Genomic DNA, 13,909 nt, shown 5'->3' on the forward strand with positions numbered 1-13,909 from the left:
CGACCACCGGGCGACGGTGAGGGACCTCACCGCCGCCGCGGGCTGCGCCGGAGCCGCACGGTCGGGAGCATGGGATGCGGTGCCCGTGGTCGTGTGCCGTCCCCCAGCCCGCCGTCATCCGACGGCGCAGCACCGATCTGAATCGATCCCGCACCCATCTGGTGCCCCCGCTCGCCACCGGAGGAACCGCCGTGCCCGTTCCCGTCCTCGCTCCCCGTGCCCCCACCCTCAGCGGAATCGCACACCGGCTTCGCCCCCCGGCCGAACCGCCGTCATGGCGCCGGCTTCGCCTCGCCGTCACCGCCCTGTTCGCTCTCGACGGGTTCGTGTTCGGCAGCTGGGCCGCCCGGATCCCGGACGTCACCACCCAGGTCGGTGCCACCGCATCGACGCTGGGCGTCGCACTGCTGTGCGTCTCCCTCGGCGCACTGGCAAGCATGCAACTGACCGGCGCGCTGTGTGCCCGGCTCGGCTCCGGGATGGTCGCCGCGATCGGCGCGCTCCTGCTCTGCGCAGCCATCGCACTGCCCGGACTGGCCACGTCGGTGCCGGCCCTGGCCGCGGCACTACTGGTGTTCGGCGCGGTGACCGGCACCGTCAACGTCGCCGCGAACAGCCTCGGCGTGCTGGCCGAGCGGCGCCGCGCCCGCCCCGTGATGCCGTCGCTGCACGCCGGGTTCAGCTTCGGCGGCCTGGCCGGCGCCGCGATCGGCGGCGTGGCCTCATCGCTCGGCCCCGTCGCTGCGCACCTGCTCGTCGTCGCGGGCGCCGGGCTGCTGGTCAGCGCATCGATCGGGCCGACCTTGGCGGCCGCCGACCCGGCCCGGCCGCGGGCCGCCCGCACGACTCCGGACGGTCCGCACCGGGGCCCGTTCCCGCGCGGGCTCATCGTTCTGCTGGGCCTGATCGCGGGCTGCACCGCGTACGGCGAGGGCGCCCTCACCGACTGGGGCGCGTTGCATCTGCGCGACACCCTGCACGCCTCCCCCGCCCTCGCCGCCGCCGGATACGCCGGGTTCTCCCTGGCGATGGCCTGCGGGCGGCTCGGCGGCGGCCGGCTGCTCGGCCTGTTCGGCGAGACGCGACTGCTCAGCGGCGGGGCGTTGCTGGCCGCGATCGGGATGCTGTTCGCCGTGCTCTCCTCGACCGCGACGGTGGCCGTGGGCGGGTTCGTGCTGGTCGGACTGGGGCTGGCGAACATCTTCCCGATCGCGATCGCCCGGGCGGGCGGGTCCGGCGGCGCGTCCGGGGTCGCGCTGGCCTCGACCGTCGGCTACAGCGGGCTGCTCGGCGGCCCACCGGTCATCGGCTTCCTCGCCGCGCACGCCGGGTTGCCGCTCGCGCTGAGCACCGTCTCGGTCCTCGCGACGGCCGCCGCGGGCCTGGCCGTCGTGGTGGCCGCCGGACGGGCCGGGGTCCGCGATCGGATCGCGACGGTGACGACACGGGTCAGCGGGGCCCGCGGCCGGCTCGCAGCCGTCGCCGACCGGCTCGCCGACAACCTGAGCCCGGCGCTGCGCGCGGCCGCGGACCGGTACGCCCGCGACCTGCCGATCCTCGCCGAGCAGGGCGCCGGCCGCGGTCCGCGCGAGTCCACCCTGCAGCCGTACCCGGGCCTGGAGATGCTGCTGCGCTGACCCGCAGCGCCGCAGCCCGACCGGTGGCCGGGGTAACCCACGTCACCCGGGCCGCCCCGATCCCCCACCGATCGCCTGATGACCCACGCCCGCCCGGCCGCACATCCTGCAGAGGTGGCCCTGACCGGGCCTGTGGAGCGCACCGCGGAGGGACTGCACCCCGATGCTGATGACCGCCGAGGACCACCCCGACTTCCCGCAGCCCGCGCCGCGACCCCGCCGCGGACTGCGCCGCCGGCTGCGCGACCTGCTGGGCGAGCTGCGCTCGTGGCCGACGCTGCTGCTGATCGCGACGTGTCTGCTGGCCGGGATCCCGGCGACCATCGCACTCACCCCGAACCAGGAGCTGGTCACCCTCGGCCAGCACATCTCGGTGGGCGCCCGCACGCCCGACCTGTCGCTGTCCGGCCCCGCGCAGTTGGTGCAGATCGGCAACACCGAGCTGGACATCCCGCGACTGCAGGTCTACGGGCCGCTGCGCCCGCAGCTCACGCTGGGGCCGGTGCAGCGCAACGAGGCGGCGGCCGAGGTGCTGCACCCCGGCACCACCCGGCAGGCCCGCGCCGACGCGGTCACGACGCTGGGCAACGGGTTCCTGCGCTGGTACGCGTGGGGCGCCGCCGGGCTGATCGTGCTCACGCTCGCGTTCTGCGCGGTGGCCGGCTGCGCCCGGATCCTGGTCCTGCTGCGCCGGCAGAGCCGGGCCGGGCACGAGCACGTCACCGTCGCCGAGGTCTTCCCCCGCTGCGTCGGCACGATCGGCCGGATGACGGTGCTCGCGGTGACGGCGTCGGTGCTGGCCTGGGGCGCCGCGGGGGCGCTCGTCTACACCGGGGCGGCGCGCGGGCTGCAGAACGTGCGCTCGCTGTCCGAGCTGGTCGGGGCCTATCACCTGTCCCCGTCCCCGGTCGGGCCGCGTGTCTTCGGCTACTCCGGCGCCGTCATCGGGGACTCCCGGCTGGCGCGCGTCGGTGGACCGGCACCTGCCGGCGCCACCGCGGACGACCAGGCCTGCGAGCGCAGCACCGACTCGATGGCCGGTGAGCTCGGCCGGCTGCTGCCTGCGCAGGTGCTCAACCTCGCCTGCTCCGGAGCCACCATCGCGCAGGGTCTGCGCGCGCCGCAGCAGCGCGGCGCCACCAGCGTGCCCGCGCAGATCGGGCTGCTCAAGCAGGTCGAGGGCCTGCGCTTCGTGGTCGTCGGAATCGGTCCGAACGACCTGGGCTGGGGTGATTTCCTGACCTACTGCTACGGCGCGGCGGACTGTGCGGACAACCTCACCCAGGGCGAGTTCGACTACCGGCTGGCGGCCTTCGACCGCGAGTACGGCAACCTGCTGCAGGACCTCGCCGAGCTGCCGGGCCACCCCCAGGTGGTGATCATGACGTCGTACGACGTGTTCGCTCCCGGCGCCGACTGCCCGGATTCCCGGGGCCCGGCCGGTGCCGCCGGGCTGAACCCGGCGAAGATCAGGCTGCTGGCGGACCGGAACGCCCAGCTCAACGCGATCCTGGCGGGCGGCGCCGAGAAGTACGGCTTCGCCGTGGCTCGCCCGGCCCTCGCGACGCTCTGCAGCGCGGGCCACGACGGGCTCGGTCCGGACCTGCAGGGCCTGGCCGACCCCCACCCGTTCCACCCGACCGGCATCGGCTCGATCCGGATGGCCGCCGCAGTCGCCCGGCTGATCACCCCGGCCCCGCGGTAGCGCGGCGGCCACGACGCGCCACCGCACAGGAGCGGAAGCGCCGTTGTCAGTGGCTGCCGGAGAGATGGCCGGCCAGCGCGTCGTGGCGTTGCCGGCTGTTCTCGTTCATCCCGACGATGGTCACCGTGGTGCCGCGGGCGGCGTACCGGGTGGTGATGGCCTCGAGCGCGGCCACGGTGGAGGCGTCCCAGACGTGCGCCGCGGACAGGTCGATGACCACGTCGGCGGGGTCGCCGGCGTAGTCGAAGGCCGACACCAGGTCGTTGCTGGAGGCGAAGAACAGCTGCCCACTGACCCGGTAGATCTTCCTGGTGCCGTCCGGGTCGAGCACTCCGGTGACCTCGACCAGGTGCGCGACGCGGCGGGCGAACAGCACCATCGCGACCAGCACCCCGACCCCGACGCCGTAGGCCAGGTTGTGTGTGAGCACGGTGACCGCCACCGTGGAGAGCATCACAGTGGTCTCGCTCCGCGGCATCCGGCGCAGCGTGGCCGGGCGGATGCTGTGCCAGTCGAACGTGCCGACCGAGACCATGATCATCACCCCGGCCAGCGCGGCCATCGGGATGAGCGCCACGATGTCCCCCAGGGCCACCACCAGCACCAGCAGGAAGACGCCGGCCAGGAACGTCGACAGCCGGGTGCGTGCCCCGCCGGCCTTCACGTTGATCATGGTCTGGCCGATCATGGCGCAGCCGCCCATCCCGCCGAAGAAGCCGGTGACGATGTTGGCCACGCCCTGGCCCCAGGACTCCCGGGTCTTGTCCGAGCGGGTGTCAGTGACCTCGTCGACGAGCTTTGCGGTCATCAGCGACTCGATCAGCCCGACGAGCGCGACGGCCAGTGCGTAGGGCGCCACGATCTGCAACGTCGTCAGGTCCAGCGGGACCCCAGGCAGGCCGAACACGGGCAGGCTGTCCGGCAGCGCCCCCTGGTCCCCCACGTTCGGCACGACCAGGCCCGCGGCGACGGTGAACGCGGTCAGCACGACGACCGCCACCAGCGGCGCCGGGACCACCGTGGTGAGCCGCGGCAGCCCCACCATGACCGCGAGCCCGGCGGCGAGCAGTGCGTAGACCGTCCACGGCACGTTCACCAAGTACGGCAGCTGCGCGGAGAAGATCAGGATGGCCAGCGCGTTGACGAACCCGACCATCACGCTGCGGGGCAGGAACCGCATCAGCCGGGCCACCCCGACGGCGGCCAGCAGCACCTGCAGCACCCCGCCGAGGATCACCGCGGCCAGCAGGTAGGGCAACCCGTGCTCGCGCACCAGTGGCGCGACGACGAGCGCGACGGCGCCGGTGGCCGCCGAGATCATCGCCGGGCGCCCGCCGGTGAACGCGATGGTCACCGCCATCGTGAACGACGCGAACAGCCCGACCCGCGGATCGACCCCGGCGATGATCGAGAACGAGATCGCCTCCGGGATGAGCGCGAGCGCGACCATCAGCCCGGAGAGGGTCTCGGTGCGCAGCACGCGCGGGGACGCCCAGGAGGGACGAGACGGTCGGCGGGACAGCGCAGCAGGCAGCGACATCGCTTCTTTCGCAGATGAGGGAAGGGCGAGCCACGCTCATCGGGGCTCCGGCCCGCCGCACACTACGCGACGATCCGCCCATGGCGAGACGAATGAGAGGAGATCGACGTCCCGGCGATCAGGCCGGATCGTTCACCGAACCGGCGAGCAGCGGCTCCAGCACGAGCTCGGGGTAGCGCCGCCGGATCGTCTCCAGCCGCCACTTGTTCGCGAACACCGCGAGCAGGTCGCCGTCGGCCCGGCGGGTGAGCACCTCGACCTCGCTCTGCCGCGCCAGCACCTCCGCGCCCTCGGCGTCGGTGCGCCGGGTCACCGAGTAGCCCAGCGGCTCCAGCGTCACCGGGGCCCGGAACTCGGACTCCAGCCGGTGGGTGGCCACCTCGAACTGCAACGGGCCGACCGCGGCCAGCACCGGGGCCTGGTCCCCGCGCAGGTCCGAGCTCAGCACCTGGACCACGCCCTCGCTGTCGAGCTGGTCGATCCCGCGCCGGAACTGCTTGTGCTTGCCCGCCTCGGCGCAGCGCACCACCGCGAAGTGCTCCGGGGCGAAGCTGGGGATCGGCGGGTACTCGACCGGGGCGTCGGCGTAGAGGGTGTCGCCGGGCCGCAGTGCCCCGGCGTTGACCAGCCCGACGATGTCGCCCGGGAAGGCCTCCTCGATCGTGGACCGCTGCTGCCCGAACACCGACTGGGCGTACTTCGTCGCGAACGGCCGCCCGGTCACGCCGTGGGTGAGCACCATGCCGCGCTCGAACCGCCCGGAGCAGACCCGCATGAAGGCCATCCGGTCCCGGTGCGAGGGGTCCATCCCGGCCTGCACCTTGAACACCATGCCGGAGAAGGCAGCGTCGACCGGGTGCGGACGGCCCTCGACGTCGGCCCGCGGCCCCGGCGACGGGGCCAGCTCGACCAGCGCGTCGAGCAGCCGCGCGACGCCGACGTTGGGCAGCGCGGCACCGAACAGCACCGGCGTCGCCGTGCCCGCGAGGAACGCCTCCTCGTCGTACTTCGCGCCGATCTCGTCGAGCAGCGCGAGCTCCTCCTGGGCGGTGCCCCAGTGCGGCGCGTCCTCGACCTCGGCGCGCTCGGCCGGGACCACCTCGGCCTCGGCCCGGGTGGCGCCGCCCGCGGTCCGGCGGAACCGGGTGAACTCTCCCGTCGCGCACTCGATCAGCCCGCGCAGCTCACCGGCCACCCCGACCGGCCAGGTGATCGGCATCGGGCGCAGCCCGATCGCCTGCTCCACCTCGTCGAGCAGTTCGAGGGCCTCACGGCCGGGCCGGTCCCACTTGTTGACGAAGGTGAGCACCGGGATGCGCCGACTGCGGCACACGTCGAACAGCTTGAGCGTCTGCGGCTCGAGGCCCTTGGCCGCGTCGAGCAGCATCACCGCGGCGTCGACGGCGGCGAGCACCCGGTAGGTGTCCTCGGAGAAGTCGCCGTGGCCGGGAGTGTCCAGCAGGTTGATGACCGCGTCGCGGTAGGCGAACTTCAGCACCGCCGAGGTGATGGAGATGCCGCGCTTGCGCTCCATCTCCATCCAGTCCGAGGTCACGCCGCGGCGGCCGGCCTTGCCGTGCACCGCGCCCGCCTCGTCGATCACCTCGGCGTGCAGGGCCAGCGCTTCGGTGAGCGTCGACTTACCGGCGTCGGGGTGACTGATGACGGCGAACGTCCGCCGCCGAGCCGCCTCCCCCGCGACCGCCCGTCCCAGGGCACTGCGCGAACCATCATCGGCCGACGTGGCGCTCACCGGCTTTCAGCCATCCCTTCACTGCACAACTGACACCGGCACGCTCCGCACCGCCTCATCCGAGGGTAACTCGCCCGCGCAGCGGAGCCGCGCCGTCGCCTGACCGGGTCGCGATACTCACGTCCGGTGATGACCTCGGCCGGGCCGAATCGGGCGGCCGGCGGGGAGGTGGCGGACTAGCGCTCGCGCAGGGCCGTGGCGCGGCGCTGCCGGCCCTCCTGGGAGTCGAGCAGCTCCTGGATCGTGCGCAGCGAGTTGCCCAGGCGGCGCATCGCGTCGGAGCTGAGCGAGGAGACGATGAAGGTCTCCTCGGCGTGGAACCGGGGGAAGAGGTTCTCGATGAGCAGTTCACCCTTCGGCGTCAGCTCGACGATCACCAACCGGCCCTCGGTCTCGTGCCCGCGGCGGGTGAGCAGGCCGCGCCGCTCCAGGGTGGCCAGCACGCCACTGAGCGTGCTGCGGTTGACGCCGACCTCCTCGGCGAGGTGCCGGGTCTGCATCTCGCCACGCACCCACAGCACCCACAGCACCGCGAAGCCGGTCCAGGTCAGCTCGCTCTCCTTGAGCACGCCCTGTTCCAGGTGGTGGCGGATACGCATGGCGATCCGCTGGATGTTCGCCACCGTCGACATCGCCTGGAGATCGATCGGCACGCCCCCGACCTGCCGGTCGCCCAGCAGCTCGGCCAGGGATTGCGAACTTGGTCGTTCGCTACCGATCCTTTCCGCGCGAGCGGAATCGGCTTGTTCTGCCCGCGCTCGCCGCCGAGCCGAGGGACCGCCTGCCATGGAGGCATAATAGCCATCTTTCCGGGCTCCATCCTTCTTTGGGGGCCAGATCGACGCCGCCGAGCAACCATGATCCGAGGTCACAGGCCCCCGCTTGCGCCGATTTTCGGCGCGCTCGGAAATCTTCTTCGTGACACCTGACAAGCCACCGACAGATGAGTTCAAAAGCCTGCAGAAAAGCGCCCTGCAGGCCTCTGGAAGCCACCCCGAGAAATGGCCGGAGGAATCAGTTCAGCCACCCCCGGCGGGCCGGCCCGGAGCCGCGTCGGCGACCATCCCGCGCGACCACCCGGGCGCCGGGCGCGCCTCCGAGCTGTGCGACGACGACCGGTGCCGATTACTCGCCGCACACGCACTCCCGGACCGGATACACACAGCGTCCACTCACGTTCACCCCCGGTGCCTCGGTTGCACTCACGTTCCCCGGAGTGGTCAGTCCGCACACGACACCGGCCACACCCAGCCAGGATCTTCTGCGCCGCTCGTGAATGTCCTGGCCAGTGCGGCGGAACACCTCGGATGCGACCTCACCCCGACATCCCCGCGCACTGTTCGCGCCGGTCCGAGATCGCCGCATCGACGCTCTACCTGGGGCAGGACACCACCGGGCCACCCGAGCGACCGTCAGCGGAACCGAACGAAAACGACTGCCGATCTCACCGAATACACCGGGGTCGCGGACGGTGGCCGCGCCGTCATTCGCGGCCGGATCGTCGGCCGATGTCGTTCCGAACGATCCCACCTGGGGCGTCGTCGACGTCACGATTCCCACCTCCAATCATCCACGCGCCCCACTGCCTTTGTCTCTCGTTGACCACAATCGAACGGTTTCTCGGACGGTCGGCCAAGGACGGCGACCGGACCCGACATTCCCTCTCCAAAGCCCGAGCAATCACACTGGAGGCCGAGAACTTTTTTACAGCCCAAACCCCGGGCGTGGCCGCCCGCACACCGCCGCCCACACGGCCGGATTTCGTCGACCGAATTCGAGGTGTTCATCGGTTCCGGCGCGGGTAGCGGGGCGCCGACATTCCCACTGCAAGGGGCGATCCGGCCGTGTCCGGGTCGCCTTGTGGCCGGTCCGCGCGGGGCCCCGGCACACGTCCGCAGGACGCCTCGCCGCCGGGACCGCCGGAGCGGCGCAGCACGTCCGCGGGCCCGGCAGCGGTATCGCGGCGTGACGTCACCCGCGCGGGGGCGTGCTCAGCGCAGGGTGAACCAGGCCAGGCAGAGGGCGCCGGCCACGATGCAGTAGATGCCGAACGGGCGCAGCGAGCGGGTTTCGAAGTAGGCGGTGAGGAACCGGACGGACAGGTAGGCGCCGATGCCGGACATGAGGCTGCCGACGAGGATCTGGGGGCGGATGCCGGCGCCGAGGGGGCCGGCCAGGTCGCCGAGTTTGAGCACGCCGGCGGCGAGGATGACCGGGGTGGCGAGCAGGAAGGAGAAGCGGGCGGCGTCCTCGTGGGACAGGCCCTTGACCAGGCCGGTGACCATGGTGGAGCCGGAGCGGCTGATGCCCGGGGCCAGGGCGGCGATCTGGGCGGCGCCGATGAGCACGGCCCGGCCGACGGGCAGGGTGGCCAGCCGCCGGTCGGAGATCTCCCCGGCCGTCTGCGGGGCGGTGGTGGCGCGCCGGCCGGCGCCGGTCGCGGTGGCACCGACGGCCGGCATGACGCTGGTGCCCCGGGCGGCGTCGCGGGCGTCGGCGCGGCGGCGCAGTTGCTCGCCGGCCAGCAGCAGCACGCCGTTGAGGACCAGGAACACCGCGGTGGGGATGGGTTTGGCCAGGTAGGTCCGGAAGGTGTGTTCCAGGGCCAGCCCGGCGAGGCCGACCGGGATGGTGGCGAGGACCAGCAGCCAGGCCAGTCGCTGGTCGGGGGTGCGCACCTCGCGGCGGGTGATGGAGGTGATCAGGCCGCGGATGATGCGGACCCAGTCCCGCCAGAAGTAGATGATCAGCGCCAGGGCGGTGGCCACGTGCAGCCCGACGATGAAGGCCAGGTAGGGCGATTCGGGGGCGCTGACGTCGAGGTCCTGGGCCCAGGAGCCGCCGATCACCGCCGGGAGCAGCACGCTGTGTCCCAGGCTCGAGACCGGGAACAGCTCGGCCACGCCCTGCAACCCGCCGATCACGATCGCTTCCAGCCAGCTCAGCCCGCTCACCTGGACTCCCCCTCATCCGTCGACTGCGCCCCGGTCTAACCGCACGGGAGGTATCAGGTGTAACGCTCATTGCCGAGATCGCCTCAAGATTTTGCCAGGCTCTTACCCGGGGTCGCGCCGGACCGGCGGGGTCAGCCACCGGGAACGGCCAGCCCCAGGCCACGCAGCACGGAGACGACCCGGGCGGACGGGATCACGAAACCGATGTTCTCTGTGGTGGTCGACGGATTCCCGACCGCCGCCTCGCTCGTGATGCCGATGACCGCACCGGTCGGGTCGACCAGCGCGCCGCCGGAATTGCCCGAACTGATCGCGGCATCGGTCTGGATCAGCCCGTCGAGGGAGTCGGTGGAGCGGCCGAGGGCGGAGACGATGCCGCGGGTGACCGAGGGCGCCCCGGCGAGATCCAGTCCGTTCCCGATCGCCACGACGTCCTCGCCCACCCGGACGGCCCCGGAGTCACCCAGCCGGGCCACCGGGAGTCCGGACGCATCGTCGATGTGCAGCCAGGCCAGGTCGTCCGCGGGCGACTTCGCCACCACCCGGGCGGTGTAGGTGCCGTTCAGCCCGGTGAGGCGGGCGGCGGTGGCGTCCTGCATGACGTGAGCGTTGGTGACGAGGTCGCCGGTGGGGGTGAGCACGATCCCGGAGCCGGCCATCCGGCCCGCCGAGACGGTGACCTCGATCCGCATCACCGCGGGCTGCACGGCGGCGACCACGGCCGGGACGTTCATGGGCCCCGCCGGGCTCGTCCAACCCGTCGCGGCCTGGTCGAGCCGGTGCATGCCGACCGCGCCGGAGACCCCGCCGATCACGGACATGAGCACGAGGGCCGCCACCAGCGCGGTGTACCGCACGAGCCTGGCACCCGATACGCGTGCCGGCGCGCCGGCGCCCGTCGGCGGGATGACGACGCCGGGCACCGCCCGCGGACCGGTCCAGCTGCGATGCTCCGGGCCGGGCGGGGCGGCTGTGTCCGTGCCGGATCCGCCGCCTGCCGAGGCGCTGTCGTTCGCCATCCGTCGCCCCCCCGCCATTGGGTGCTTCGACGAACCGGTCGGGAGCGGCTTCGATCCCGACCGATTCGGCCGGACACCGACGCCCGGGCACCAGGCTGGGGCGCTCCGGGCCCGGGCGGCAGAGGCGGATGTCCCGATGCCACAGGACGTCCGGCGGCTACCCGATCCCGCAGCGCCGCAAGCGGTCCGGCCGAGTCCGGCCCCGGTCGGACCGGAGTCCGAATGGCCCTGCTGCGGGCGCGGCCGCACGAGGAGCCTCAGCGGGACCGGGCGGTTCCCGCGCCGAAGGAGGCCCCGATGCGCTTCGTCCCCCCGGGCCGCCCCGGCAGCATCGCCGCCGTCACGTCCCGGTACGAGAACTTCATCGGCGGGAACTGGGTGGCGCCGGCGCAGGGCCGCTACCGCGTGAACCTCTCGCCCGCCACCGGGGCCCCCATCTGCGAGGTCCCCGACTCGACGACGCAGGACGTCGAGCTGGCCCTGGATGCCGCGCACGGAGCCAGCAGGGCATGGGCAACCACCTCGCACTCCGGTCGCGCCCGGGTGCTCACCGCGATCGCCGACGCCATCGAGGCCGAGACCGAGCGGCTCGCCGTCACCGAGAGCTGGGACAACGGCAAGCCGGTCCGCGAAGCGCTGTTCGCCGACATCCCGCTCGTCGCCGACCGGTTCCGCTCCTTCGCCGCCGCCATCCGGGCCGAGGAAGGAGCGATCACCGAGGTCGGCAGGGACCTCGTCGCCTATCACATCCGGGAGCCGCTCGGCGTGGTCGGGCAGCTCGTGCCGTCGGACCTTCCCCTGGTGACGGCGGCCTGGACGCTGGCCCCGGTGCTGGCCGCCGGCAACTGCAGCGTGCTCAAGCCGGCCTCGCCGACCCCGTGGTCGCTGCTCGTGCTGGCGGAGGTCGTCGCCGACGTCGTGCCGCCCGGAGTGATCAACATCGTGAACGGGCCGGGCAGCGAGGTCGGCGCGGCGCTGACGACGAACCCGCGGATCGCGAAGGTCGCCTTCACGGGGCGGACCCGCACCCGCCGGCTGATCATGGCTCATGCCACCCGGGACCTGGTGCCGGTCACCTTGGAGCTGGGCGGCACGTCCCCCGACATCTTCTTCTCCGACGTCATGGCGGCCGACGACGAGTTCCTGGACACGGCCGTCACGGGCCTGCTGCTCTGCGCCCTGAACGGCGGCCAGGTGTGCACCTGTCCCTCGCGCGCCCTGGTACAGCACGACATCTACGACGAGTTCCTGACCCGCTGCCTCGACCGAGCCGCGCGGATCGTGCAGGGCGACCCGCTCGACGAGGCCACGATGCTCGGCGCACAGGTGTCCGCGGCCCAGCTGGACAGGATCGAGTCCGCCGTGCAGCTCGGCCGCAGTGAGGGCGCCGAGGTCCTGATCGGGGGCGCCCGGGCCCGGATGCACGGCGAGTTCGCCGGCGGCCACTACTTCCGGCCGACCGTGCTCACCGGCCACGACCGGATGCGGGTGTTCCAGGAGGAGATCGCCGGGCCGGTGCTCGGCGTGACCCCGTTCACCGACGAGGCCGAGGCCGTGGCCGTCACCGCCGACACCCGCTACGGCCGGGGCGCCGGCATGTGGACCCGCGACGCCGATCGCGCCCACCGGATGGGCCGGGCGATCCGGGCCGGCCGGGTCTGGACGAACTGCCACCATCGGTACCCGGCCGGCCCCGCGGTCGATGCCGCCACGGCCTCCGGCTCCGGCCGGGAACACCGCACGAGGATGCTCGACCAGTACAGCCGGACGAAGAACCTGCTGGTCAGCTACGCCCAGTCGCCGCTGGGCCTGTTCTGAACAGACCCGCTGTCCTCGGTCCGTCGGGACCGTCCCCGCCCCGCCGCCGACGGTGATCCGCTGCCCGTTCCCGATGCGCAGCCTCGCGTCCGGGACCCCGGCCACGGCGGGGATGCCGACCTCCCGGGCGACGACCGCGCCGTGCGGGTCGGACCCGCGCATCTCCACCACCGGGCCGCCCGCGGTGAGGAACAGCGGGTCCGACCGGCCCGGTCGACGGGACGACGAGGATCCCGCCGGGCTCCCGGTGCGCGCCGGCCGGTCGAGTGCGACCCGTGCCTCAACCCGATGAAAGTGCTGTACGTGACCGGGCACAGCCTCGGGCGGCGATGGTCGCCCGCCCCGGACTCGGCCAGGCGGTGGTCTTCCCGGTGCGGCACCGCCGGTCCCGGGTGCGCGCGGCCACCGGCGGGTCGTGACGCGCCACGGCGTCAGTGCGGTGCATACCGGCGTCCGGCACGTGCTGGGCGTCATCTTCCACAACGCGCGCTGACCCGGGCGGCCCGGCATCACGCTACGCGACTCCGGACTGGCCGGGCCACGTCCCGGACGGTGCGGCCCGGCCCCGCCGCGCCGGCCGCAGGTGTACCGGACGGCGGTCGTGGGTATCCGCGATGCTCCATCAACCGATGAAGTTCACGGAGGACGCGGTGGTCGAGCGAGGCAGCGCCAAGCACGGTTTTCTGAAGGACGAGGTCCTCGAGCGCGAGATCGAGAACGAACTGCGCGGGCGGGGCCCGACCCGTGAGCCGTGGCGGGACGCAGAGGCCGAGTTCCCGGACGACGAGGAGACCGAGGAGTTGGGGCTGGACGCACCGCCGCGGCCCGAGCTCCGGGACCGGTGAGCCCGGCGCCGGTGCAGTAGCGAGGAGTCCGCTCCCCGGCGCGGATGCCTCGCCGGTCGTTCATCGTCATGCCGCGCCGGCCAGGCCCCGTGGCGGGCATCGCCCACGCCGTCGAGATCGCCGAAGACGCACTCCATGTGATAGCCGCAGTGCTGCTCGTGGTGGTGGCACTCGTCCTCGTCGCCGACACCGCGCGCGAGATCGCGTTCGTGCTGGCCGGCCACCACAACGGACCGGCGCTGCTGCTCGCGGTGCTCGACGAGACACTCCTGCTCTTCATCGTGGCCGAACTCCTGCACACCGTCGCCATCGCGCTCCGGCACCGGGGTGCGCTGGATCCCGAGCCGTTCCTCGTGGTGGGCCTGGTCGCCGGGATCCGCCGGGTCCTCGTCCTGACCGCTGAAGCCGAGCAGTCGTTCCACTGGAACCCCGAGGGAATCGAACTGCTCATCCTGATGGCGCTGATCCTCGTCATGGCGATCACCACCCTGGTATGGCGGCGCTCGGGGGGCAGCCAACCGAAGCCGGGCCTCGTCCCGCCGTCGACCTCCGCGGGTGGATGACGCCGCACTCACCCTATCGGGCGACGCCCGATAATGTTCCGTCCGTCCGGAACGACTCCCCTCTCAGACGCGTGT

The 13,909-nt window shown here is 72.9% G+C and carries 11 protein-coding genes and 1 pseudogene; 6 read left to right on the forward strand and 6 right to left on the reverse strand.

Translation table 11 applies throughout. The annotated features are described in order from the left end of the window. Positions 1 to 191 precede the first annotated feature (191 nt). Complete coding sequence (locus tag HF526_RS03410) at positions 192 to 1,637, forward strand: MFS transporter (protein ID WP_211176716.1); 1,446 nt, start codon at positions 192 to 194, stop codon at positions 1,635 to 1,637. Between the two features lie 169 nt (positions 1,638 to 1,806). Continuing rightward, on the forward strand, positions 1,807 to 3,342 hold the full coding sequence (locus HF526_RS03415) for a GDSL-type esterase/lipase family protein (RefSeq protein ID WP_239028235.1): 1,536 nt from the start codon (positions 1,807 to 1,809) through the stop codon (positions 3,340 to 3,342). Positions 3,343 to 3,388: 46 nt separating this feature from the next. Here the strand turns inward: HF526_RS03415 and HF526_RS03420 are convergent, their stop codons facing one another. From HF526_RS03420 to HF526_RS35040, 5 genes are all read right to left on the reverse strand, one after another. Beyond that, the gene (locus HF526_RS03420; protein ID WP_169379744.1) at positions 3,389 to 4,882 is read right to left on the reverse strand and encodes a SulP family inorganic anion transporter; all 1,494 of its coding nucleotides are present in this window, start codon (positions 4,880 to 4,882) and stop codon (positions 3,389 to 3,391) included. A gap of 118 nt (positions 4,883 to 5,000) precedes the next feature. Further along, complete coding sequence (locus HF526_RS03425) at positions 5,001 to 6,635, reverse strand: peptide chain release factor 3 (protein WP_338051266.1); 1,635 nt, start codon at positions 6,633 to 6,635, stop codon at positions 5,001 to 5,003. 176 nt (positions 6,636 to 6,811) lie between these two features. Next, the gene (locus tag HF526_RS03430; RefSeq protein WP_169379745.1) at positions 6,812 to 7,288 is read right to left on the reverse strand and encodes a MarR family transcriptional regulator; all 477 of its coding nucleotides are present in this window, start codon (positions 7,286 to 7,288) and stop codon (positions 6,812 to 6,814) included. Between the two features lie 1,338 nt (positions 7,289 to 8,626). Continuing rightward, positions 8,627 to 9,589, reverse strand: coding sequence for an undecaprenyl-diphosphate phosphatase (locus tag HF526_RS03435; protein WP_169379746.1), 963 nt, complete (start codon positions 9,587 to 9,589; stop codon positions 8,627 to 8,629). A 131-nt stretch (positions 9,590 to 9,720) separates the two neighbouring features. Beyond that, entirely contained in the window at positions 9,721 to 10,446 is a 726-nt protein-coding gene (locus HF526_RS35040; protein ID WP_169379747.1) for a trypsin-like peptidase domain-containing protein, read from the reverse strand. A gap of 459 nt (positions 10,447 to 10,905) precedes the next feature. Between HF526_RS35040 and HF526_RS03445 the strand changes: the two genes are divergently transcribed. Next, positions 10,906 to 12,426: an aldehyde dehydrogenase family protein gene (locus HF526_RS03445; RefSeq protein WP_169379748.1), complete on the forward strand. Its 1,521-nt coding sequence runs from the start codon at positions 10,906 to 10,908 to the stop codon at positions 12,424 to 12,426. Positions 12,427 to 12,471: 45 nt separating this feature from the next. Here the strand turns inward: HF526_RS03445 and HF526_RS37270 are convergent. Beyond that, positions 12,472 to 12,741: pseudogene (locus HF526_RS37270) on the reverse strand (PEP-utilizing enzyme); the annotation flags it as partial. Positions 12,742 to 12,841: 100 nt separating this feature from the next. Here HF526_RS37270 and HF526_RS35045 point away from each other — a divergent pair. From HF526_RS35045 to HF526_RS03465, 3 genes are all read left to right on the forward strand, one after another. Continuing rightward, complete coding sequence (locus HF526_RS35045) at positions 12,842 to 12,919, forward strand: 2OG-Fe(II) oxygenase (RefSeq protein WP_338051279.1); 78 nt, start codon at positions 12,842 to 12,844, stop codon at positions 12,917 to 12,919. Between the two features lie 136 nt (positions 12,920 to 13,055). Further along, the gene (locus tag HF526_RS03460; RefSeq protein ID WP_169379749.1) at positions 13,056 to 13,271 is read left to right on the forward strand and encodes a hypothetical protein; all 216 of its coding nucleotides are present in this window, start codon (positions 13,056 to 13,058) and stop codon (positions 13,269 to 13,271) included. A gap of 89 nt (positions 13,272 to 13,360) precedes the next feature. Next, entirely contained in the window at positions 13,361 to 13,834 is a 474-nt protein-coding gene (locus HF526_RS03465; RefSeq protein ID WP_338051268.1) for a phosphate-starvation-inducible PsiE family protein, read from the forward strand. The last annotated feature ends 75 nt before the right edge of the window (positions 13,835 to 13,909 follow it).

Origin of the sequence: Pseudonocardia acidicola (genome assembly GCF_012911935.1) — a bacterium.
GTDB lineage: Bacteria > Actinomycetota > Actinomycetes > Mycobacteriales > Pseudonocardiaceae > Pseudonocardia > Pseudonocardia acidicola.

Coding starts and splice junctions, on each gene's coding strand:
- HF526_RS03415 (WP_239028235.1), top strand. CDS start 1,807: ATGACCGCCGAGGACCACCCCGACTTCCCGCAGCCCGCGCCGCGACCC.
- HF526_RS03420 (WP_169379744.1), bottom strand. CDS start 4,882: ATGTCGCTGCCTGCTGCGCTGTCCCGCCGACCGTCTCGTCCCTCCTGG.
- HF526_RS03460 (WP_169379749.1), top strand. CDS start 13,056: ATGAAGTTCACGGAGGACGCGGTGGTCGAGCGAGGCAGCGCCAAGCAC.
- HF526_RS03445 (WP_169379748.1), top strand. CDS start 10,906: ATGCGCTTCGTCCCCCCGGGCCGCCCCGGCAGCATCGCCGCCGTCACG.